The 22,422-nt window shown below is 71.4% G+C and carries 14 protein-coding genes; 10 read left to right on the forward strand and 4 right to left on the reverse strand.

What is annotated here, in order from left to right; genetic code table 11:
- Window positions 1–63: 63 nt before the first annotated feature.
- Both DV20_RS06930 and DV20_RS06935 read left to right on the forward strand, forming a co-directional pair.
- Window positions 64–1,245 carry an MFS transporter gene (locus DV20_RS06930; RefSeq protein WP_043777429.1) on the forward strand — a complete coding sequence of 394 codons (1,182 nt, stop codon included), beginning with the start codon at window positions 64–66 and terminating at the stop codon, window positions 1,243–1,245.
- Window positions 1,246–1,429: 184 nt separating this feature from the next.
- Window positions 1,430–2,608, forward strand: a complete 1,179-nt coding sequence (locus DV20_RS06935) for a sensor histidine kinase (protein WP_235190733.1) — start codon at window positions 1,430–1,432, stop codon at window positions 2,606–2,608.
- Here the strand turns inward: DV20_RS06935 and DV20_RS06940 are convergent.
- Window positions 2,582–3,220 (reverse strand): phosphoglycerate mutase family protein, encoded by a 639-nt coding sequence (locus DV20_RS06940; RefSeq protein WP_084093348.1) that lies wholly within the window; start codon window positions 3,218–3,220, stop codon window positions 2,582–2,584. The genes DV20_RS06935 and DV20_RS06940 overlap by 27 nt on opposite strands.
- Window positions 3,221–3,277: 57 nt before the next feature.
- Here DV20_RS06940 and DV20_RS06945 point away from each other — a divergent pair, with 57 nt between their 5' ends.
- From DV20_RS06945 to fxsT, 8 genes are all read left to right on the forward strand, one after another.
- A complete protein-coding gene (locus DV20_RS06945; RefSeq protein ID WP_043777432.1) occupies window positions 3,278–5,296 on the forward strand; it encodes a cytochrome c oxidase assembly protein in 2,019 nt (672 codons plus the stop codon).
- 131 nt (window positions 5,297–5,427) lie between these two features.
- Window positions 5,428–7,104 (forward strand): energy-dependent translational throttle protein EttA, encoded by a 1,677-nt coding sequence (gene ettA / locus DV20_RS06950; protein ID WP_043777433.1) that lies wholly within the window; start codon window positions 5,428–5,430, stop codon window positions 7,102–7,104.
- Between the two features lie 16 nt (window positions 7,105–7,120).
- Window positions 7,121–9,922 carry a hypothetical protein gene (locus tag DV20_RS06955; RefSeq protein WP_043777434.1) on the forward strand — a complete coding sequence of 934 codons (2,802 nt, stop codon included), beginning with the start codon at window positions 7,121–7,123 and terminating at the stop codon, window positions 9,920–9,922.
- A 412-nt stretch (window positions 9,923–10,334) separates the two neighbouring features.
- Complete coding sequence (locus DV20_RS06960; protein ID WP_043777436.1) at window positions 10,335–15,323, forward strand: NAD-glutamate dehydrogenase; 4,989 nt, start codon at window positions 10,335–10,337, stop codon at window positions 15,321–15,323.
- Window positions 15,320–15,739, forward strand: coding sequence for an acyl-CoA thioesterase (locus tag DV20_RS06965; RefSeq protein WP_043777437.1), 420 nt, complete (start codon window positions 15,320–15,322; stop codon window positions 15,737–15,739). Before DV20_RS06960 ends, DV20_RS06965 begins: the two co-directional genes overlap by 4 nt.
- Window positions 15,732–16,367: a hypothetical protein gene (locus tag DV20_RS06970; protein WP_043777440.1), complete on the forward strand. Its 636-nt coding sequence runs from the start codon at window positions 15,732–15,734 to the stop codon at window positions 16,365–16,367. Before DV20_RS06965 ends, DV20_RS06970 begins: the two co-directional genes overlap by 8 nt.
- Before the next feature lie 73 nt (window positions 16,368–16,440).
- The gene (locus DV20_RS06975) at window positions 16,441–16,689 is read left to right on the forward strand and encodes a hypothetical protein (RefSeq protein WP_043777443.1); all 249 of its coding nucleotides are present in this window, start codon (window positions 16,441–16,443) and stop codon (window positions 16,687–16,689) included.
- Between the two features lie 73 nt (window positions 16,690–16,762).
- Window positions 16,763–19,261, forward strand: coding sequence for an FxSxx-COOH system tetratricopeptide repeat protein (fxsT, locus tag DV20_RS43720; RefSeq protein ID WP_084093349.1), 2,499 nt, complete (start codon window positions 16,763–16,765; stop codon window positions 19,259–19,261).
- On the opposite strand, the gene DV20_RS06990 is transcribed toward fxsT, so the two are convergent.
- From DV20_RS06990 to DV20_RS07000, 3 genes are all read right to left on the reverse strand, one after another.
- Window positions 19,258–20,808, reverse strand: a complete 1,551-nt coding sequence (locus tag DV20_RS06990) for a glycoside hydrolase family 13 protein (RefSeq protein WP_043777446.1) — start codon at window positions 20,806–20,808, stop codon at window positions 19,258–19,260. The genes fxsT and DV20_RS06990 overlap by 4 nt on opposite strands.
- Window positions 20,805–21,188 carry a globin gene (locus DV20_RS06995; protein ID WP_043777453.1) on the reverse strand — a complete coding sequence of 128 codons (384 nt, stop codon included), beginning with the start codon at window positions 21,186–21,188 and terminating at the stop codon, window positions 20,805–20,807. The genes DV20_RS06990 and DV20_RS06995 overlap by 4 nt, the downstream gene beginning before the upstream one ends.
- 109 nt (window positions 21,189–21,297) lie before the next feature.
- A complete protein-coding gene (locus tag DV20_RS07000) occupies window positions 21,298–22,284 on the reverse strand; it encodes a mechanosensitive ion channel family protein (protein ID WP_235190728.1) in 987 nt (328 codons plus the stop codon).
- Window positions 22,285–22,422 lie beyond the last annotated feature (138 nt).

The following is a 22,422-nucleotide window of genomic DNA, read 5'->3' on the forward strand; positions in this document are numbered from 1 at the left end:
AACCGTCGCCCAGTGGACTTTCTGAAGCGCTTAAGTCACGCTGGGAGCACGAAAGGGGGAGCCATGCGCGACCGGACCGCGGTGTTCACCGTGTTCGCCCTCAACGGGCTCGCGCTGGGGTCCTGGGCGTCGCGGACCCCCGCGCTGACCGAGCAGGTGCACGCCTCACCAGGGGTGTTCGGCCTGGCTCTGCTGGGTGCGAGCGTCGGCATGCTCGCCGCCGCGGCGGTGTCGGGACGGCTCATCGAACGGGCCGGCGCCCGGGCGGTCGTCGCCGGGAGCACCGCGATGGTCGCCGTTTCCCTCGTCCTGATCGGCTTCGCGCCCACGGTTCCGCTGCTGGCCGGGGCACTGCTGGTGATCGGCGCCAGCGTCGGCATGCTCGACGTCGGGATGAACGTCGCCGGCGTGGCTGTCGAACGGCGGCTCGGCAAGCCGGTGATGTCCGTGTTCCACGCGGGCTTCAGCTTCGGCGCGCTCGCCGGCTCGCTGGCCGCCGGCCTCGCCGCGGGGCACGGCTGGTCCCCGGCGCGCCACCTGACCGTCGCCGCCGTCGTCGCGGTCCTGGTGCTGGCCGTCGTGATCCGCGCCGTCCCGGGCATCCGCCCCGGGCACACCGAGGAACCCGTCGTGACGCCGGCGCGGGCGCCGATCCGGCGGCCGGTGCTGTGGCTGCTCGCCGCGGTGGCGCTGTGCTCGGCCATCGCCGAAGGGGCGTCGTCGGACTGGTCGGCGCTGCTGATGACGGTCGAGCGCGGGGTCGGCCAGGGCGCCGCGGCGCTGGCGTTCGCGGGGTTCCAGCTGGTCATGGCGCTGACCCGGCTGGCGGGCCCGGTGGCGCAACGCCGGTTCGGCCCGACCCGCTGCCTCGCCGCGGGCGCCACCCTCGCCGCCGCCGGGCTGGTCGCCGCGGCCGCGATCCCGGTCGCCGCCGTCGGGTACGCCGGCTTCGCGCTGGCCGGAGCGGGTCTCGCCGCGTCCTTCCCGCTCGCGCTCAGCCTCGCCGGGGACGCCGGGAAGCGCGGTGACGGCACTGGCGGCGAGCGCGAGATCGGCTTCGTCACCGCCGTCGCGTACACCGGATTCCTCGGCGGTCCGCCGCTCATCGGCGGCATCGCGCAGGCGACGGACTACAACGTGGCGTTCGTCTTCGTCGCGCTCATCGCGGCGCTCATCCTGCCCGCCGCGGTCGCCGCCCGACGGTCGCGCCGGCGGGAGGAAGCGGCGGTGATGGTCGGCCGCTAGGCCTTCCGGACACGAAATCCGTACCGCGAACCGCGTTTCCGCCACGGCTCGGGCGTTGACAGTGTCCTGGTGCGCCAGGCAAGCTGAACCCCGTCGGTAAACTGAAATGAATACGGCGACGTTTCAATTTCAGGTCGGCTGATCAGGGTAGGGGCCTTGATCCGGGGAGGACGTCGTGAGGGTTGTGCTGCTCGGCGGCGCGGGGGCGCTCGCCGGCCGGGGCGGGCGGTTCGGCGGGCCGGGGCTGACACTCGTGCGGGACGCCGTGCCGCGGCTCGTGCTGGTACCGGTCGCGTTCCGGCTGGCGCTGTTCCTGCAGGTCGTGTGGTCCGGCGGTCCGCTGGGTGCGCCGGTGCTGTGGAGCGCGGTCGCCCTCTACCTGGTGCCGAACCTCCTCGAAGTGGCCTGGGTCTTCCGCCGGGCCACCGGAATCCGGCCGGTCCTGGCCGCCGACACCGCGTACACGCTCGTGACGAGCTTCGGCGCGGCCGTGTTCGCGGCGCATTCCCCGGAGCTGCTGACCCTGGCCTGGCCGAACATCATGGGCACGGTCATGGTCTGGACCCTGCTGCGCGGCGCGCCCGCCGGGGCCGTCGCGATCGCCGGCGCGCTGATCCTGCGGTACGGCATGGCCGCGGTGTCCGGCACGTCGGCGCCCGCGACGTGGATCCTGCTCGCCCTGGTCGGGGCCGCCGTCACGGCGCTGGCCATCGTCCTGCTCGTCGCCGGGTCCGTGCGGTTCGCCCTCGGGCTCGGCGAGCAACGCGGCCGGGCCGCCGAGCGGGAACGGCACCGCCGCGACGTCCACGACACCGTCCTGCAGGTGATGGAGTCCCTCGCGCTGCCCGCGCCCGGGGACGCGCTCGACCCGCGGGGCAGCCTCGACCAGGTCCGCCGCACCGCCCGCGCGCACGCCCTGCGCCTGCGGCTGAGCCTCGACGGCGACGCGCCCGCCGAACCGGGCGGGCTCGAACACCGCCTCGGCGCACTGGCGGTCGAGATGACGGCCGACGGCCTCCGCGTCGACCTCGTCGTGCTCGCGAAGCCCACGGACGTGCCTGAAGCCGTCGTCAACGCTCTTCACGACGCAACCCGCGAAGCACTGCGAAACACCTTGAAACACGCGAGGACGTCGAAGGCCGTCGTGTGCCTCGAAGAGCGCGAAAGTGTCGTCACGGTGTCCGTGCGCGACCACGGCACCGGCTTCGACCTCGCCGCGCGCCGCGCCGGATTCGGCATCGAGAACTCGATCCACGCACGGATGGCCGAGATCGACGGCGCCGCGCGCATCGACTCGGCGCCCGGCCACGGCACCCGCGTCGTGCTGACCGCGCCGCTAGAGCTGCGTTTCCCCGTCGGGTGAGTCGCGCCACTGCGCGAACGGGCGATCCAGCGCCCACTTGCCATCGGACTCGGACACGACGCGGTATTCGCAGGTCGCCGGGTTGGAGAGCGACTCGAACAGCTCGATGCTCCAGCCGAACAGACGGCGGCACAGCAGCCGCAGCGTGAGCCCGTGGGAGACGATCAGGACCGTCTCCGGGTGATTTTCCTCGCGCATCCGCAGGTCCGAAAGGAACGCGGCGACGCGGTCGTCGACGTCCGCGCCCGACTCGCCGAACGGCAGCCGGTAGAAGAAGTGCCCGAACTCGTGCCGCCGCGCCTTCTGGACCTCCTGGTCGGCCGGGTCCTGCAGGTTGCCCCAGTCCTGCTCGCGCAGCCTCGGCTCCTGCACCAGCCGTTCGCACGAGGCCCGGATGTCCAGCAGCCGCAACGTCTCCCGGGTGCGCAGGTAGGGGCTGACGTACACGGCCGGCCGCGTGCCGCCGAGCAGCCGCGCGATCTCCGGCGCCATCGCGCGGGCCTCCTGCTCGCCCTTGGCGGTCAGCGGCAGCGCGTGGTCGGGGATCCGCGTGTAGGCGAGCTCGTCGACGTTGCCGAGCGACTCGGCGTGCCGCAGCAGGATCATCTTCACCGCTCCCATCCTGCCCGTCACACGGGCCTGACCGGGGCGGGGCATACCCTCAGTGGCGTGTCCGCGACGAAATCCGACGTTCCCACCCAGCGCCGGGGCAGTGTGCTGCCCCTGCTCGCGGTCGGCGTGCTGCTGGCCGCCGTCGTCGCGATCGGGCTGATCGCGCTCACCGGCGGCGCCGGGTACGTCATCGCCGGGCTGCCCGATCCGGGGCTGGTCACCAAGTACGGCATCACCGTCATGCGCGTGCTGTCCGAATGCGCGTCCGTGATCTGCGTCGGGTCGCTGCTGCTGGCCGCGTTCCTGGTGCCGCCGCAGAAGTCCGGGACGCTCGGGCCCGAGGGCTACGGCGCCCTGCGCGCGGCGGGGATCGCCGCCTGGGTGTGGTTCGGCGCGGCCCTGCTCTCGGTCGCCTTCACCGCCGCCGACACCGCCGGCAAGCCCTTCGGCGAGGTCCTGGACCCGCAGACGCTGCTCGACCTCGTCGGCGCCATCGAACAGCCCAAGGCGTGGCTGTGGACGGCGCTGATCGCGATCCTCGTCGCGCTCGGCTGCCGGCTCGCGCTGTCCTGGGGCTGGACGGCGGTGCTGTTCTTCCTCGCCGTCGGCGGGCTGGTCCCGGTCGCCGTCACCGGGCACTCCGCGAGCGGCGGCTCGCACGACGTCGCCACCAACAGCCTGCTGTTCCACCTGGTCGCCGCGGCGCTGTGGGTCGGCGGGCTGGTCGCGCTCCTGGCGCTCGGGTACCGGCGCGGCGGCCACCTGAGCCTGGCCGCGCGGCGCTTCTCGAAGCTGGCCCTGGTCTGCTGGATCGTGATGGCGCTCTCCGGCGCGGTCAACGCGCTGGTCCGGATCGGCCTCGACGACCTGTTCACCACCGACTACGGGCTGCTCGTCGTGGCCAAGACGGTCGCCCTGCTGCTGCTCGGGGTGTTCGGCCACCAGCAGCGCGAAAAGGGTGTCGCGAACCTCGTGGACGGCAAGGGCGGCGCCCAGCTGCTGCGCCTGGCCTCGGTCGAGATCCTGATCATGTTCGTCACCATCGGGATCGCGTCCGGGCTGGCCAGGACGCCGCCACCGGCGGACGCGATCACCCAGCCGTCCACCACCGAGCTGCTGATCGGTTACGACCTCGACGGCGCGCCGACGGTCTGGCGGCTGCTCTTCGACACCCGCTTCGACCTGGTCTACGGCACCATCGCGCTGGTGCTGGGCGGCCTCTACCTCGCCGGGGTCCGGCGGCTGCTGCGCCGGGGCGACACCTGGCCGGTCGGCCGCACGGTGGCCTGGATCGCCGGCTGCGTGGTGCTGCTGATCGCGACGTCGTCGGGCATCGGCCGGTACGCGCCCGCGATGTTCAGCGTCCACATGGGCAACCACATGCTGCTGTCGATGGTGGCGCCGGTGCTGTTCGTGCTCGGCGGGCCGGTGACGCTCGCGCTGCGTGCGCTGCCGGCCGCGGGCAGGGATGCCCCGCCCGGGCCGCGCGAGTGGCTCGTCGCCTTCGTGCACTCCCCGGTGTCGCGGTTCCTGACGCACCCGGTGGTCGCGCTGCTGCTGTTCGTCGGCTCGTTCTACGCGCTGTACTTCTCCGGCCTGTTCGACGCCGCGCTGAACTACCACTGGGCGCACCTGGCGATGAACGGGCACTTCCTGCTCGCCGGGTACGTCTTCTACTGGCCGGTGATCGGCGTCGACCCGTCGCCGCGGCGGATCCCGTACCTCGGCCGGCTCGGCATGATGTTCGCCGCGATGCCGTTCCACGCGTTCTTCGGCGTGATCCTGATGAGCAAGCAGACCGTCATCGGGCAGGCGTTCTACAGCCAGCTGCACCTGCCGTGGGTCACCGACCTGCTCGCCGACCAGCGGCTCGGCGGCGGCATCGCCTGGGCGGCCGGCGAGGTCCCGGTGCTGCTGGTCCTCATCGCGCTGCTGGTGCAGTGGTCGCGCCAGGACGAGCGCGAGGCGAAGCGGCGTGACCGGCGCGAAGCGGTGACAGGTGACGAGGAGCTCAACGCCTACAACGCGATGTTGAAGAACCTTGCCGAGGGCAAGCGACCCTCGGGTTCCAGTTGAGGTTGAGCCCGCCGTCCGGGTGCCGGGAAAACGGCCGTTTTGCTACTCTCGCCGTGATCTCGGGCTGACTTTCGGTAGTCCGGTGGTGACCGGCGTCGAGCCGCGATCAAGCGCGCTCTACGATCGTGGGTATGGCCGAGTTCATCTACACCATGAAGAAGGTGCGCAAGACCGTCGGGGACAAGGTCATCCTCGACGACGTCAGCACCGCGTTCTACCCCGGCGCCAAGATCGGCGTGGTCGGGCCGAACGGTGCCGGTAAGTCCACCGTTCTCAAGATCATGGCGGGGATCGAGCAGGCCAGCAACGGCGAAGCCTTCCTCCAGCCCGGTGCGAGCGTCGGCATCCTCATGCAGGAGCCGGAGCTCAACGAGGAGAAGACGGTCCGGCAGAACGTCGAAGAGGGCCTCGGCGAGATCAAGACCAAGCTCGACCGCTACAACGAGGTCCTCAAGCTGATGGAGACCGAGTACAGCGAAGAGCTGCTCGAGGAGATGGGCAAGCTCCAGGAGGAGCTCGACCACGCCGACGCCTGGGAGCTCGACTCGACGGTCGAGCAGGCCATGGACGCGCTGCGCTGCCCGCCGCCGGACGAAGGCGTCTCGCACCTGTCCGGTGGTGAGCGCCGCCGGGTCGCGCTGTGCAAGCTGCTGCTGTCGGCGCCCGACCTGCTGCTGCTCGACGAGCCCACCAACCACCTGGACGCCGAAAGTGTCCTGTGGCTGGAGCAGTTCCTGGCCCGCTACGCCGGCGCCGTCCTCGCCGTCACCCACGACCGGTACTTCCTCGACAACGTGGCCCAGTGGATCATGGAGCTGGACCGCGGCCGCGTCGTCGGCTACGAGGGCAACTACTCGACGTACCTGGAGAAGAAGCGCGAGCGCCTCGAGGTCCAGGGCAAGAAGGACGCGAAGCTCGCCAAGCGGCTGAAGACCGAGCTCGAGTGGGTCCGGTCCAACGCCAAGGCGCGCCAGACGAAGTCGCGTTCGCGCCTCGACCGCTACGAGGAGATGGCGGCGGAGGCGGACAAGCACCGCAAGCTCGACTTCGAAGAGATCCAGATCCCGCCGGGCCCGCGGCTGGGCAGCGTCGTGGTCGAGGTCGAGAAGCTGCAGAAGGGCTTCGACGGCCGCGTGCTCATCGACGGCCTGTCGTTCAACCTGCCGCGCAACGGCATCGTCGGCGTCATCGGCCCGAACGGCGTCGGCAAGACCACGCTGTTCAAGACCATCGTCGGGCTCGAGGAGCCGGACGCCGGCGACGTCAAGATCGGCGAGACCGTCAAGCTGTCCTATGTGGACCAGAACCGCGGTGGGATCGACCCGAAGAAGACCGTCTGGCAGGTCGTTTCCGACGAGCTCGACTACATCCACGTCGGGCAGACCGAAATGCCGTCCCGCGCGTACGTCAGCGCGTTCGGGTTCAAGGGCCCGGACCAGCAGAAGCCGGCGGGCGTGCTCTCCGGTGGTGAGCGCAACCGGCTCAACCTGGCGCTGACGCTCAAGCAGGGCGGGAACCTGATCCTGCTCGACGAGCCGACCAACGACCTGGACGTCGAGACGCTGGGCTCGCTGGAGAACGCGCTGGAGCAGTTCCCGGGCTGCGCCGTCGTGATCTCCCACGACCGGTGGTTCCTGGACCGGGTCGCGACGCACATCCTGGCCTGGGAGGGCACGGACGAAGACCCGGCCAAGTGGTTCTGGTTCGAGGGCAACTTCGAGGGGTACGAGAAGAACAAGGTCGAGCGCCTCGGCGCCGAGGCGGCCCGGCCGCACCGTGTCACCCATCGCAAGCTGACCCGCGACTGAGGGGGCGGGTTTCCCCGTGGAAGCCAGCGAACAGCACCGGACGGGCTCGGCTCCGTCGAACGCCGCCTCCGCGGGAGGACGTACGTCGGCGGGCCGAGCGGAGGGCGGGCGCTCCGCCAACGCCGGGGGAACCCTCTCCGCAGTCGGGCGGCTCATCGAGCGGGCGGACGCGCTGCACCTGCGCGCGCCCGAACTGGCACTGGTCCTCGGCGAGCGCGCGGCCGCGCTGGCCGAGGCCGCCGGGGCCGACGAGCAGTGGATCCGGGCCGAGAGCCTGGTCGTGTCCGCGCGGGTCCGGCTCGGTGAACGACCGGGCACGGTCGGGCGCGCGGTCGCGGCGTTGCGCGCGGCCGAGCACGCCGGCTACGGCGACATCGCCGCGCGGCTGCGCATCGACCTCGCCGTGTGCGCGCGCAGCCTGGGCGTGCCGCTGACCGGGCTGGCCGCGTTGCGGCCGGTGCTCACCGATCCGGTGGTCTCGCCGGTGCACCGCGCGGCCGCGTTGTGCCACCTGGTGGGCTGCCTGGGCCAGCTCGGGCGCAAGTCGGAGCTGGACCGCGTGCTCGTGGAGGCGGACAAGCTGGTCGTCGGCGACGAGTCGCTGGGCGCGGACACGCAGCTGCTGGTGCGCGCGCTGCTGCGCGTCGGCACGGCCGCCCACCGGCGGCGCCACGGCGATCTGACGGCCGCCGCCGACGCGGCCCGGACCGGCCTCGGGTTCCTGGAGAAGCTGGACAACCCGGCCGACGACGGCGGCCTCGTCCGCATCCGGCTGGTGTTGTTGCTGGTCAGCACGCTGCTCGACCGCGGTGACGCGGAAATGGCGTACGAGATCGCGGAGCCGGTACTGGCCGAGCCGGTGCGCGCGGCGGGCGTCGCCCCGATGGGCTGGCTGCGGCTGGCCGTCGCGACGCGGGTCCACTTGCCGTCGGGGGCCGGGGAAGCGGCGATCGAGCTGGTTCGTGAGGCCGTGGCGAGCACCGACCGGCACGGGCTGTCGTCGATCACCGCGCGGTTGTGGCTGGAGCTGGCGCAGCTGCAGGAGCGGTTCGGGCAGGCGGAGGAGGCCATCGCGTGCCTGTACCGCTCACGGGCGGCGGAGCAGCTGCACGCCCGGGCCCGGCGGCAGGCGTGCAGTGTGCTGGCCGGCGAGTTCGGGAGCGGGGAACCGGCTTCGATCGACTTGGACGAGGTGCTGAAGGCGGTGCCGTCACGGGCGCTGCCGGTTTCGGTGCCGGTCGTCGCGGCCGAGCCGGTGCCGGTCGCCGCCGAGGTCCCGGAGCCTGAGCCGCGGACGCCGGCGTGGTCGTTCGGCCGCGAGGAGGCACCGCCACGGCAGCCGGCTTGGTCGTTCGAGCGGCCACGGGTGACGGCGGACGCGGCCGAGACGACGTTGATGCCCGCGGTACGGGACGAGCCGGCACCGCCGCGGCCGGAGCCGGTCGTGGTGGAGCGGCGTCCGGAGGCGGCACCGGGGCGGACGGCGCCGATCGAGGTGCGGTCGGGCCGAGAGCCGGAGCAGCGGTCGGGGGCTGGTGAGTCGCGGTCGGCTCGGGAGCCGGAACGGCGGCCCGGGTCTGGCGAGTCGCGGCCCGAGCAACGGTCTGGCCGCGTGGAGTCGCGGTCGGTCCGGGAGCCGGAGTCTCGGGCGGAGGCGGCCGAGGTGCGGTCGCGGCGAGGGGTGGAGCAGCGGCCTGGGTCTGTCGAGTCGCGGTCCGCTCGGGAGCCGGAGTTTCGGTCGCGGTCGGCTGAGGGACAGTCGGTTCGGGAGCCGGAGTTTCGTTCCGACCCGGTCGAGGTGCGGTCGGCTCGGGGACCGGAGTTCCGCTCGGAGCCCGTCGAGTCGCGGTCGGCGCGTGAGCCGGAGTTTCGTTCCGACCCGGCTGAGGTGCGGTCGGCTCGGGAGCCGGAGTTTCGTTCCGACCCGGTCGAGGTGCGGTCGGCTCGGGAACCAGAGTTCCGCTCCGACCCGGCCGAAGTGCGGTCGGAGCGGGCCGCGGCGGAGCGTGGCCCGGAGCCGGGCTTCCGGCTGGAGCCGGCCGAGCCGCGGCCGTCCGAGCGTGGGCCGCAGCCGTCCGAGCGTGGGACGGCGCCGGTCGAGCCGGAGCCGGCCGCCGAGGTCGGCAAGACCAAGTTCTCCTGGGCCGCGCTGGCCGAAGCCCGGCTGCGGGAGACCGCCGCCGAGCGGGAGTCGGCGCCTACCCGCGTTACGCCCGCCTTGCCGCTCGCGCCCGAGCCGGCCGCCGAGCGGGAGCCGTGGGCCTCCGGAGAGCGGCCGCAGGAGCCGCCGCCGTCGACGCGGCACGACGCCGAGCACGGCTCGGTGGCCGCTCGGTCCGTTCTGGACCGGCTGGGCATCTCCGCTTCCGGCGGCGCCGGGGGCCGGCGCCGGGCGGAAGACGCCGACCACCCGCGTGCCGAGGAACCGGCCCGTCCGGAGCCGGAGCTCGCTCCGCCGCCGCGGCCGGAGGACGAACCACCCTCGGTGCCGGACTACCGTGACGAAGTGGAGCCGTGGCTGCCGCGGCTGCGGATGCCGCCGTCGCTGGAGCCGATGGAGGACTTCGGCCACTGGACCCCGGCGACGGCCCCGTTCCCGGAGAGCTACGCCCGCGCCATCGCGGAGGACGAACCCCCGCCGGACGCCGGGCTCGCCGACCTGCTCGCCCGCGCCCTCGCCGAGCACCAGGCCGGCACGGCCAGCGCGGCCGCCCTGGTCAAGCAGCTCGATTCCCAGAACGCGGGCCGCCGCAACGGCCACGGCCGCAACGGCCACGGCGCCGAGGTGCCGGACTCGCGCCACGGTTCGCGCGACTGACCGGCGAGGGGTGGGGGTTCACCCCGAGCCGGATCCCGTCGGTGAGACACCCCGATTCGTCGCCGACCTGTTGCCGCGTGACCGTCGGGGGATCCGTCGCTCTCCGGCGTCGCCGACTGGCCGACAGCGTTCGCCGAACGGCAACGCACCCGATCAACTGAACCGATCAGGTTGGCTCCCCGCCGTGTAACGGCCGGCGAGCACGGCTGGTCAGCGCCGCGCGGGCGCGCTGAAGACAACCCGTCAGTAGCTTGACCGATTACGCGAATTCCCTGCCCCCGAAGGGTTTTTGCGTGCCGGGCAACCTCCGGGTCTTCATGTGATCCCGGATCGCGGCGCATTAGTGTGGGGTGGCCGGCTCAACGCCGAACCGGCACGGTGCCACCTCACGCAAACTGGAGAGTTGCCTCAAATGAGCTCGACCGGAGTCTCGTCCCTACCCGGAACCGGAGCCGACGCCGAACCCGAATTCGGCGCTCCGCGCTCCTCGGCCAGCCCGGAGCAGATCAGGGACGACCTGATCGACGCAGCCGCCGGGCTGGCGCCGGAGATCGGTGAGCTCATCCGGCTCTACTACCGGCACCTCCCGCCCGAAGAGATCGTCGGCGACGAGCCCGTCAACCTGGTCGGCGCCGTCCGGTCGCACCTGCAGCTGGCCAAGCACCGGATGCCCGGCCGCCCCGCCGTGCGGCTGCTGAACCCGACCGTCGCCGAGGACGGGTGGGCGCGGGAAGCCACCGTCGTGCAGGTCGTCACCGACGACATGCCGTACCTGGTCGACTCGATCGCCGCGGAGTTCGCCCGCGACGGCGTGCAGGTGCAGCGGATAGTTCACCCGATCGTGGTGGTCAGCCGCGACCTCACCGGCGAACTGCTCGAAGTCCACCCCGAAGCGGACCCGGCCGAGCCGCCCGCGAACTCGGCCGCCGAGTCGTGGATGTACATCGAGATCGACTTCGTCACCGACCGCAACCGCGCCCGCGAGCTCGACAACCGGCTCTCCAGCGTGCTGGGCGACGTCCGCGAGGTCGTCGAGGACGCCGAAAAGATGGCCCAGACGGCCTGCCAGCTGGCGAGCGAACTGGAAACCGACCCGCCGAAGCTGCCCCAGGGAGAGGTTGCCGAGGGGGCCCGCCTGCTGCGCTGGCTGGCCGACGGCCACTTCACCTTCCTCGGCTACCGGCGCTACGAGCTGATCGAGAACCCGCACCCGGACACCGACGAACCCGCCCTGCGCGCCGTCCTCGCCTCCGGCCTGGGTGTGCTCCGCCAGGACAGCCTCGCCGCCCGCGGCCTCACCGCCGGCCCGGACACCGCCACCACCGCCCTCGCGCCCACCCTGCTGGTGCTGACCCAGGCGAGCGCGCCCTCGACCGTGCACCGCCCGGTCTACCCGTACTACGTCGGCGTGAAGACCTTCGACGCCGAGGGCAAGGTCACCGGCGAACACCGCTTCCTCGGCATGTTCACCACCACCGCGCTGCACGAGAACGTCCTGGACATCCCGGTCGTCTGCAAGCGGGTCCGCGAGGTCATCCACCGCGCCGGCTTCCCGATCGAATCGTTCTCCGGCCAGCGGATGCTCGAGATCCTGCAGAACTGGCCGCGCGCGGACCTGTTCTCCGCCGACACCGACTCGCTGTACTCGACGACGACCGGCGCGATCACGCTCTCGGACCGCCGGCGGCTGCGGCTGTTCCTGCGCCGGGACCCGTACGGCCGCTTCTACTCCTGCCTCGTCTACCTCCCGCGCGACCGCTACACGACGCGCTCGCGGCTGGCGATGCAGGAAGTCCTGCTCGAAGAGCTCGAAGGCACCCAGCTCGAATACAGCGCCCGGATCGGCGAGACCGTGCTGGCGCAGGTGCACTTCGTCGTGCACACCGACCCGGCGCGCCGGCTCGAACCGGACACGCTCAAGATCCAGGACCGGCTCAACGACGCCGTCCGCACCTGGGACGACCGGATGGTCGAGGCCGTCCTCGACGAACGCCGGGAACGCGCCGACGGCGGGGTCGCGGTCGGGATCGTCGGCGAGGAGTCGGCCACCGAGCAGGGCCAGCGCTTCGCGATGGTCTTCCCCGAGGGCTACAAAGAGGACTTCACCGCCGAAGAGGCGCTGGCCGACCTCCGCTCGCTGGACTCGCTCACCGACGAAGGCGACCTCGCGCTGTCGTTCTACCAGCCCGCCGACGCCGGGCCGGGCGAGCGGCGTTTCAAGCTCTACCTGCGCGGCGAAGGCGTCACGCTCTCGAAGGTGCTCCCGGTGCTGCAGGCCATGGGCGTCGAGGTCGTTGACGAGCGGCCGTACGAGCTGCACCGCGAAGACGGCGGCGCCTGCTGGATCTACGACTTCGGCCTGCGCGTCGACCAGAACATGCTCGACGAGTCCGACGAGCACGCCGTCGAAGAGCTGCGCGGCCGCTTCCAGGACGCCTTCGAGGCCGCCTGGCGGGGCGACGCCGAGGTCGACGGCCTCAACGGCCTCGTGCTGCGGGCCGGGCTCACCTGGCGCCAGGCCGCCGTGCTGCGCGCGTACTCCCGGTACCTGCGCCAGGCCGGCAGCGCGTTCTCCCAGGACTACATCCAGAACACGCTGCTGAACCACACGCCGGTCGCGACCAAGCTCCTGCGGCTGTTCGAAGCCCGGTTCGCGCCCCAGCTGTCCGACGCCGACCGCGAAGCCGCCACCGAAGCGCTCGCCGCCGAGCTGAACGCGATGATCGACGAGGTCACCAGCCTCGACGAGGACCGGATCCTGCGGCGCCTGATGGCCGTCATCCGCGCCACCCTGCGGACGAACTACCACGTCACCGGCACCGACGGGAAGCCGCGGCCGTACCTGGCGATCAAGCTCGACCCGGCCGGCGTGCCCGATCTGCCCGAACCCCGGCCGAAGTTCGAGATCTTCGTGTACTCGCCGCGCGTGGAGGGCGTGCACCTGCGCTTCGGCGAAGTCGCGCGCGGTGGCCTGCGCTGGTCGGACCGGCGGGAGGACTTCCGCACCGAGATCCTCGGCCTGGTCAAGGCGCAGGCGGTGAAGAACGCGGTGATCGTGCCGGTCGGCGCGAAGGGCGGCTTCGTCGTCAAGCGCCCGCCTGCCCCGAGCGGTGACGCGACCATCGACCGCGACGCCCAGCTCAACGAGGGCATCGCCTGCTACCGCATGTTCATCTCCGGCCTGCTCGACCTGACCGACAACCGCATCGAGGGCAAGACCGTGCCCGCCCCGAACGTCGTCCGCCACGACGCCGACGACTCCTACCTGGTCGTCGCGGCCGACAAGGGCACCGCGAAGTTCTCCGACATCGCGAACGAGGTCTCGGCGCAGTACGGCTTCTGGCTGGGCGACGCGTTCGCCTCCGGCGGCTCGGTCGGCTATGACCACAAGGCCATGGGCATCACCGCGAAGGGCGCCTGGGAGAGCGTCAAGCGGCACTTCCGCGAGCTGGGCAAGGACACCCAGACCGAGGACTTCACCGTGGTCGGCATCGGCGACATGATGGGCGACGTCTTCGGCAACGGCATGCTGCTGTCCGAGCACATCCGGCTGGTCGCGGCGTTCAACCACATGCACGTCTTCCTCGACCCGAACCCCGAGGCGGCAGCGTCGTACGCCGAACGCCGCCGGCTGTTCGACCTGCCGCGCAGCTCGTGGGACGACTACGACCGCTCGCTGATCAGCGAGGGCGGCGGCATCTACCCGCGCACGGCGAAGTCGATCCCGATCAGCCCGCAGGTCCGCGCGGCCCTCGGCCTCGAGGAGGGCGTCACCGCGCTGGCGCCGATGGACCTGATCCAGGCGATCCTGCTGGCGCCGGTCGAGCTGCTCTGGAACGGCGGCATCGGCACCTACGTCAAGGCGGAGACCGAAAGCCACCAGGCGGCGGGGGACAAGGCCAACGACGCCATCCGCGTCGACGGCAAGCAGCTGCGGGTCAAGGTGTTCGGCGAGGGCGGCAACCTCGGCCTGACCCAGCTGGGCCGGATCGAGTTCGCCCGCAACGGCGGCAAGATCAACACCGACGCGCTCGACAACTCCGCCGGCGTCGACTGCTCCGACCACGAGGTCAACATCAAGATCCTGCTCGACCACCTCGTCCAGACCGGCAAGCTGGAGCGCGAACAGCGCAACGAGCTCCTGGAGGAGATGACCGACGAGGTCGGCGCGCTGGTGCTCAAGGACAACTACCGGCAGAACGCCGTCCTCGGCGTCAGCCGGGCGCACGCCGCCCCGATGCTGTCGGTGCACGCGCGCCAGGTGCAGGCGCTGGTGTCCGCGGGGGCCTTCGACCGCAAGCTCGAAGCGCTGCCCAGCAACTCGGAGTTCCGCGAGCTGGAAAAGGCGGGCAAGGGCCTCACCTCGCCGGAGCTGGCGACCCTGCTCGCGCACGTCAAGCTGGAGCTGAAGGACGAACTGCTGGCCAGCGACCTGCCCGACTCGAAGGTGTTCGCGGCCCGGCTGCCCGAGTACTTCCCGAAGCCGTTGCGCGAACGGTTCGGCGCCGAGATCGGCGAGCACCCGCTGCGCCGCCAGATCATCACCACGCTGATCGCCAACGAGGTCGTCGACGGCGGTGGCATCTCCTTCGTCTACCGCCTGATGGAGGAGATGAACGCGACGGCGACCGACGCGGTGCGCGCGTACGCCGTGGTGACGCAGGTGTTCGACCTTCCCGCGCTGTGGAAGGAGATCGACGCGCTCGACAACGTCGTGCACACCGACGTCGCCGACGCGATGGTGCTGGAGACGCGGCGGCTGCTCGACCGGGCCGCGCGCTGGTTCCTCACCAACCGGCCGCAGCCGCTGGCCCCGCTGTCGGAGATCAAGCGCTTCGGCCGGGTGCTGAACAAGCTCGTTCCCAAGATCGGCGACCTGCTGCGCGGCCGCGAGGCCGAGTCGGTGCAGGCGCACGCGGAGGAGCTGATCGGCGCCGGGGTGCCCGCGGACCTGGCCCGCCGGGTGTCGCTGCTGCTGCACACCTTCGGCCTGCTCGACGTCACCGAGGTGGCCGAGCTCGCCGAGCAGCAGATCGGCGTCGACGCCACGCACAGCCCGGCCGAGACGGCGGAGCTGTACTACGCGCTCTCGGCGCACCTGGACATCGACCAGATGCTCACCGAGATCAGCAAGCTCGAACGCGGCAACCGCTGGCACGCGCTCGCCCGGCTGTCGCTGCGCGACGACGTCTACGGCTCGCTGCGGGCGATCACGCTGGACGCGTTGCGGCACAGTGATCCCGGGTCGTCCGCGGACGCCAAGATCGCCCAGTGGGAGAAGACGAACGCGTCCCGGCTGCAGCGGACGCGCGTCGCGCTCGAAGAGATCACCAAGTCGGAGCGGCTCGACCTGGCGATGCTGTCGGTGGCGGCCCGCCAGATCCGGAGCACGGTGCGATGACCTACGTTTCGCTGATCCGTCCGCGCTGGACGGACATGGACGTCTACGGCCACATCAACCACGCGAAGATGGTGACGCTGCTCGAAGAGGCGCGGATCCCGCTGCTGTTCGAAGGGGCGGTGAACGCCGGGCTCGAGCAGCTGCCGAAGGGCATCGTCGTGGTGCGGCTCGAAGTGGCCTACAAGGCGCCGATCGTGGTGTCCGGGCAGCAGCTGCGCGTCGACATCGACCTGACCGAGCTGCGCGCGGCCAGCTTCACGCTGGCCTACCGCGTCCGCGGCGGGCCGTCCGCGGACGACCCGGTGGCGGTCACCGCCGAGACGGTGCTGGCGCCGTACGACACGGTCGCGCTGCGGCCGCGTAGGCTCAGCCCGGCCGAGTCGGAGTTTCTGAAGCAGGGGTTCGCGGATGCCTGAGTTGTTCGTGCCGGACGCGGCCGACCGGGAGACCCTCGGCGCGTTCGTCGCCCGCGCGGTCCGGCTGGACGGCCAGACGGCCGTCCGGCTGCGGCAGCGCGGCGACGGCGTGGTCGAGGCCTGGACGGCGACGCCGTTCGAGTGCCTGGCCACCCGCGCGGTGGCCGGCGACGTCACCCCGGGCGACGTCACGGTGTCCGGGAACGAGCTGCTCGCGGCGCTGACCGTGGCGGGCGGGCCCCGGATGGACCCGGGCCCGGCCCGCGACCTGCTGTGGCACGGCGAGCTGCCGCCGCCCGGCCGCTGGCCCCTGGTCGACGAGCTCCCGGCGCGCGTGGTCTCCGAGCTGGCGGACCGCGGCGTGACCCTGGCCAGGGACAACGTGGGCCCGCACGGCACGCCACCGGCGTCCCTGATGGACCAGGCGGTGCTGACGGTGACCGGCGGCTCGGTCGAGGTCAAGGTCCAGATGCGCTGCCTGTTCGCGATGTCCGGCATGGGTTTCGTGGACTCGGACGTGGACGGCGACGTCGTCCGCGTGACGGCGACGGACTCGTGGCTGCGCCTGGACGCGCGGTACGGCGCCATCGTGCGGCGCCGGCACGCGCTGCTGCCGCTGCTGTTCTGACTCGTTCTGATTCGTTCTGACGGATGTCTTACGGCGGCCACCGTTTCCTGCCGGGCGGTGGCACGCTGGAGGCATGAGCCCGGACGAGGATCCGACCGCGGAGTTCCTGGATTCGGTGCGCGCCGAGCAGCCATCGTGGCGGCGCGACCGTCCGGCGGGCGAGCAGGCGCCGGAGCGCGCCGAAAGACCTGAGAGGTGGGGCCGCACGCGTGCGGCGGGCCGGGCGGCCGCCCAGGCGGCGCCCTACCTCCAGGCCGCGGCCCTGGTGGCGTGGCTGGCGAGCGGCGCCTTCGACGACGGCTCGGGTGACCAGAGCAGCTGAAGCCGTAACATCGGGTCACCTTCGGGAGACTCTCCGGTGTAGCTGCCGGATTGCCCGAGGGGAGTGGCGTGCGGTGACGGTCGAGCCGCCGAAGAAGCCGTCGGCGCGGCGAGTCTTCCTCAGCCACACGAGTGAACTGCGCGAGCTGCCGCAGCCACGGTCGTTCATCGAGGCGGCGGAGTCGGCGGTGACCCGGGCCGGCGACGCGGTGGCGGACATGGCCTACTTCACCGCCCGGGACATCACGCCCGAGCAGGTGGACCAGGAGAAGCTGGCAGAGGCGGACGTCTACGTCCTGATCGCCGGCTTCCGCTACGGCTCCCTGGTCCGCGGCCGCACGGACGTGTCGTACACCGAGCAGGAGTTCCAAACGGCGACCACTCTCGGGCTGCCTCGGCTGGTGTTCCTGCTCGGCGACGACACCGAGGGCCCACGAGCGTTGTTCGGCGATCTTCACCATGCCGACCGGCAGGAGGCGTTTCGCCGGAGGTTGCGGAACAGCGGGATCACCCTCCAGACGGTGTCCACCCCCGAACAGCTGGAGACGGCCCTGCTGCAGGCATTGGTCGAACTCCCTCGGCCGCGGCAGCAGTCGATGCCCGCGGGACGGATCTGGGGGATCCCGGGCCGGACGGTCCAGTTCACCGGCCGCGAAGAACTGCTGTCCATGCTGCACGAGACGCTGCGGTCCGGGCAGCCGTCGGTGGTCCAGGCGGTGCACGGGATGGGCGGGGTCGGCAAGACGACGGCGGCGTTGGAGTACGCCCACCGTTACGGCGACGACTACGACGTGGCCTGGTGGATCCCCTCGGAGGACCCCGACCTGATCGCCGGGCGCTTGGCCGAGCTGGCCCGCGCGCTCGACCTCGTCGCCGACGGCGATCCGGCCACCATGGCGGTCGCCCGGCTGCACGGAACCCTGCGCGAGCGCGACCGCTGGTTGCTGGTGTTCGACAACGCCGAAGACGCCATCCGGCTGCAGCCGTTCCTGCCCGGTGGCGAGGGGCACGTGATCATCACGTCCCGCAACCCGCACTGGACCGGAGTCGCGGCGGCACTGCCGGTGCGCGAGTTCACGCGCGCCGAGTCGGTCGAGGTGCTGAAGACCCACCGGCCCGAGTTGCCCGGGACGGACGCCGACCGGATCGCGGAGGAACTGGGCGACCTACCGCTCGCGGTGGACCAGGCGGGCAGGCTGCTGTCGGTCACCGGCTGGACCACGGACACGTACCTCTCCCTGCTCGCCGAACGGGCCGAAGAACTGCTCGCCCGCCACCAGCAGGCCGGCTACCGGACCTCGGTGGCCGCGGCGTGGGCCCTGTCGTTCGACCGCCTGGTGCAGGACCACCCCGCGGCCTTGCCGGTGCTGACGTTCATCGCCTGGCTGGCTCCGGAACCCGTCCCGCTCACGTTGCTGACCGAGCTGCCCGAGGACCTCGTGCCGGCCGTTCGCGATCCGCTGGGCATGGCCGACATCACCACCGTCCTGCGCGCACGGGGCATGGCCGACGTCACGGCGAACACCGCGCAGCTGCACCGCGTTCCGGCCGCCCTGCTGCGTGCGCGCACCCGGCACGACACACCGGTGGACGGGGAGAGCTGGCCGGTGACCGTCGTCCGAGTGCTTCGCGCCGGGCTTCCCGGCAATCCGTGGAACAACCCACCCGCGTGGCCACTGTGGCAGTCGCTGCTGCCGCACTTGCTCGTGGCGACCGGCAGCTCCCGTGACGTGCAGCCCGCGATATCCGACGTGGCCTACCTGCTCGACCGCGCTGCCAGCTATCTCCAGACCCGCGGTGAGCCCCGAGCTGCCTTGCCGCTGTTCGAGCGAAGTTACAAACTGTGCGTGGAGGTGAACGGTGTTGACCACCCCCGCACCTTCCTATCAGCCAACAACCTCGCCCTCGGCCTGAGTCAACTCGGGGAGCATCAGCGGGCCCACGACCTGGACCAGGACACACTTGCCCGCTGTCGACGCGTCCTCGGGGAGGACCATCCCGACACGCTCAGCACTGCCAACAACCTCGCTGGCAACCTCATGGCACTCGGCGAATATCAGCAAGCCTACGACCTCGACCAGGACACGTTCACCCGCCGCAAGTGTGTCTTCGGCGAAGACGACCCAGACACCCTTACCTCTGCCAGCAACCTCGTCAGCACTCTGTACGTACTCGGCGAATGTGAACGGGCCCGTGATCTCGGTCAGGACACCCTCGACCGCATTCGGCGGGTCCTTGGGGCCGATCATCCGGAGACTCTCGCCACCGCCGTCAACCTTGCCAGCAACCTGTGGGTACTCGGCGAATGGCAGCGGGCCCGTGATCTCAACCAGGACACCCTCGACCGTAGCCGACGGATCCTCGGCGAGGATCACCCCAATTCCCTCATGGCCGCCAGCCACCTTGCCTCGGGCCTCAGGAGGCTCGGCGAGTACCGGCAGGCTTACGAACTCGACAAGGACATTCTGGCTCGCCGTAAGCGTGTCCTGGGCGAAGATCACCCTGACACACTGCAGAGCGTCGAGCACCTCGTCGCCGACCTGAAAGCCCTCCAGGACCAAGATCCCGGCTAGACCAGCCAGGCGGCCGAATCCGCGGGCAGCTTCCCCTCGACCAGCGGACTGCTCGACAGCAGCACCTCACCGGGCGGCAGGGCGATGGGCGAAGCCGACGTGTTCAGCGCGCACACCAGGCCACCCCCGCGCCGCCGGAACGCGAAGCACCCCGCCGGAGCGCCGTACCACTCCAGCTCGTCGCCCGTGAACGCCGAATGCGTCTTGCGCAGCTCGATCGCGGCGCGGTACAGCGACAGCGTCGAGTCCGCGTCCTCGATCTGCTTCTCCACCGTCAACCCCGCCCATGAAGCCGGCATCGGCAGCCACGTGCGCGGGTTGCGCGAGAAGCCGAACGGCGGCAGGTCGCCTTCCCACGGCAACGGCACCCGCGAGACGTCCCGCCCGAACTCGGCTCCGCTGGTCTTCGCGCGCGGGTCGGCCATGTCCGCCGGCGACAGCTCGACGTTCGCCAGCCCCAGCTCTTCGCCGTTGTACAGGTACACCGTGCCCGGCAGGGCCAGCTCGACCAGCGCCATCGCCCGCGCGCGGCGCACGCCCGCCGCCCCGCCGCCGTAGCGGCTGACCTGCCGCCAGACGTCGTGGTTGCCCAGCGTCCAGGTCGCCGGGGCACCCGTGCGGGCCGGGACGGCCAGGGAGCGCTCGATGGCCGTGCGCATCGCGTCGGCGTCGAAGTGGGTCAGCACCAGCCGGAAGTTGAACGCCAGGTGCAGCTCGCCGGGCCGCAGGTAGCGCGACAGGCGTTCCTCGTCGGTCACCCAGAGCTCGCCGACCGCCATCGCGTCCGGGAACTCGTCGAGGACCTTGCGGATCATCTGGTGGATCTCGTGGACGCCGTCGTTGTCCCAGCGCGGGTCGTAGTAGTGGCTCGGCCCCAGCGCGTCGGCGCGCGGATCCATGTCCGGCAGGCCCGGCGGCTTGGCCATGCCGTGCGCGACGTCGATGCGGAAGCCGTCGACGCCGCGTTCGAGCCAGAACCGCAGGGTGCGCTCCAGATCGGCGGCGACCTCGGGGTTGGCCCAGTTGAGGTCCGGCTGCTGGGGCGCGAACAGGTGCAGGTACCACTGGCCGTCCGGCACCCGGGTCCAGGCCGGCCCGCCGAACGCGCTCACCCAGTTGTTCGGCGGGTCTTCGCCCTTCGGGCCGACGCCGTCGCGGAAGATGTACCGGTCGCGTTCCGGGCTGCCCGGCGCGGCGGCCATCGCCGACTTGAACCAGGCGTGCTGGTTGCTGGTGTGGTTGGGGACCACGTCGACGGTGACCTTGATGCCGCGCTTGTGGGCCTCGGTGAGCAGCACGTCGAAGTCGCCGAGGGTGCCGAACATCGGGTCGACGTCCCGCGGGTCGGCGATGTCGTAGCCGTGGTCGGCCATGGGGGAGCGGTAGAACGGCGTCAGCCACAGCGCGTCGACGCCCAGCAGCTCCAGGTAACCGAGCCGGGAGTGGATGCCCTCCAGGTCCCCGACGCCGTCACCGTCCGAATCGGCGAACGAGCGTACGTAGACCTGGTAGAAGACGGCGTCCTGCCACCAGGCTTCCGGTCTCATACGAAGCTGTTCATCATGCTGTGCGCGGCCATCTCCAGGTAGGCCCAGAGCTGCCCGCGGTAGGGCTCCTCGAGGTTCTCCTCGTCGACGGCGATCCGGATGCACCGCAGCCAGGCGTCCCGCTCGATCGGCCCGATCTTGAACGGCCCGTGCCGCATCCGCAGCCGCGGGTGCCCGCGCTGGTCGGAGTAGGTGTGCGGGCCGCCCCAGTACTGCATGAGGAACAGCCGGAACCGCTCTTCGGCGGGCCCGAGGTCCTCTTCGGGGTAGAGGGGGCGGAGGATCTCGTCGCGCGCGACCTCCTCGTAGAACCGTCCGACGATCCGGCGGAACGTCGGTTCGCCGCCGATCGCTTCGTAGAGGTTCGCCGGTTCGCTCACTGCAGACACGCCTTCCATTTTGCCCTTGGGGTGCGGGTTCCCGACGCCCGGTCCGCTCTGTTCCGGATGGTCGTGAACCCGCTCCCCAGCGTAACGGCGCTCGCGGCCGCTACTTCCCGGCCGCCGGGGCCGCGGGCGGGAACAGCCGGCCGAGCGGCGGCTCGAACCCGGCCTCTTCCAGGGCCGCCAGCAGCTGGGCACGCAGCGCCCGCTGCACCGCCCACTGCTTGCCCGGGCGGACCTTCACGGTCAGGCGCAGCTGGAGACCTTCCGGTGTGACGCTTTCCACACCCAGCATCTCCGGCGGCTCGAGGACGTTGTCCTTCAGCGCGTCACTCTCGGTGGCCGTGGAGGCCGCGGCCGCGAGCACCGTCGTCGCGCGTTCGACGTCGGCCGTGTAGCCGAGGGGGACGTCGACGACCGCCACCGCGAAGCCCTGGCTCGAGTTGCCGACGCGCAGCACCTCGCCGTTGCGGACGTACCAGACCGTGCCCTTGACGTCACGCAGCGTGGTGATCCGGAGCCCGACGGACTCGACCGTGCCGGACGCCTCGCCGACGTCCACGACGTCGCCGACGCCGTACTGGTCCTCGACCATCATGAAGATCCCGGACAGGAAGTCCTTGACCAGGTTCTGCGCGCCGAACCCGATCGCGACACCGATGATGCCCGCCGAGGCGATGATCGGGCCCAGGTTGATGCCGAGCTCGCCCAGCACCAGGATGAACGCCAGGCCGTAGATCAGGAACGTCGCCATCGACTTCAGCACCGAGCCGATGGTCATCGCGCGCTGGCGGCGCCGTTCGATGATCGCGGAGCCGAGCACCTCCGGGGCCCGCTCGCGCAGCGGGCGCAGCATCGAAGGAAGTTTTCCGCCCGTCTTGGGCAGGGTCGTGACGCGGTTGATCAGCCGTCTCACGAGCAGGCGGACCACGAACGCGATCACGATGATCATAAGGATCTTGATCGGCTTGGTGATCAGCCAGTTCGCCGAACCCGCCAGCCACTCGTTGCCCGTGACCTCGAACACCTGGTGGCAGAAGGTGCTGAGGTCGTCGATGCACGGCGTCTTGACGGAGGTGAGGACGGGGAGCACGGGGTTCTGTTCATCCTTCCGATCGGGTCGGGCACCCCAACGCCGAGTGGATGTTGGGTCGCGCGGATGTGACACGTCCTGTAACACACGTGCGCTGGGGGCCTGTTCTGTGGTCGACTATGCCTACGCCCCTGGAGG

Source organism: Amycolatopsis rifamycinica (genome assembly GCF_000695625.1).
GTDB classification, from domain to species: Bacteria; Actinomycetota; Actinomycetes; order Mycobacteriales; family Pseudonocardiaceae; genus Amycolatopsis; species Amycolatopsis rifamycinica.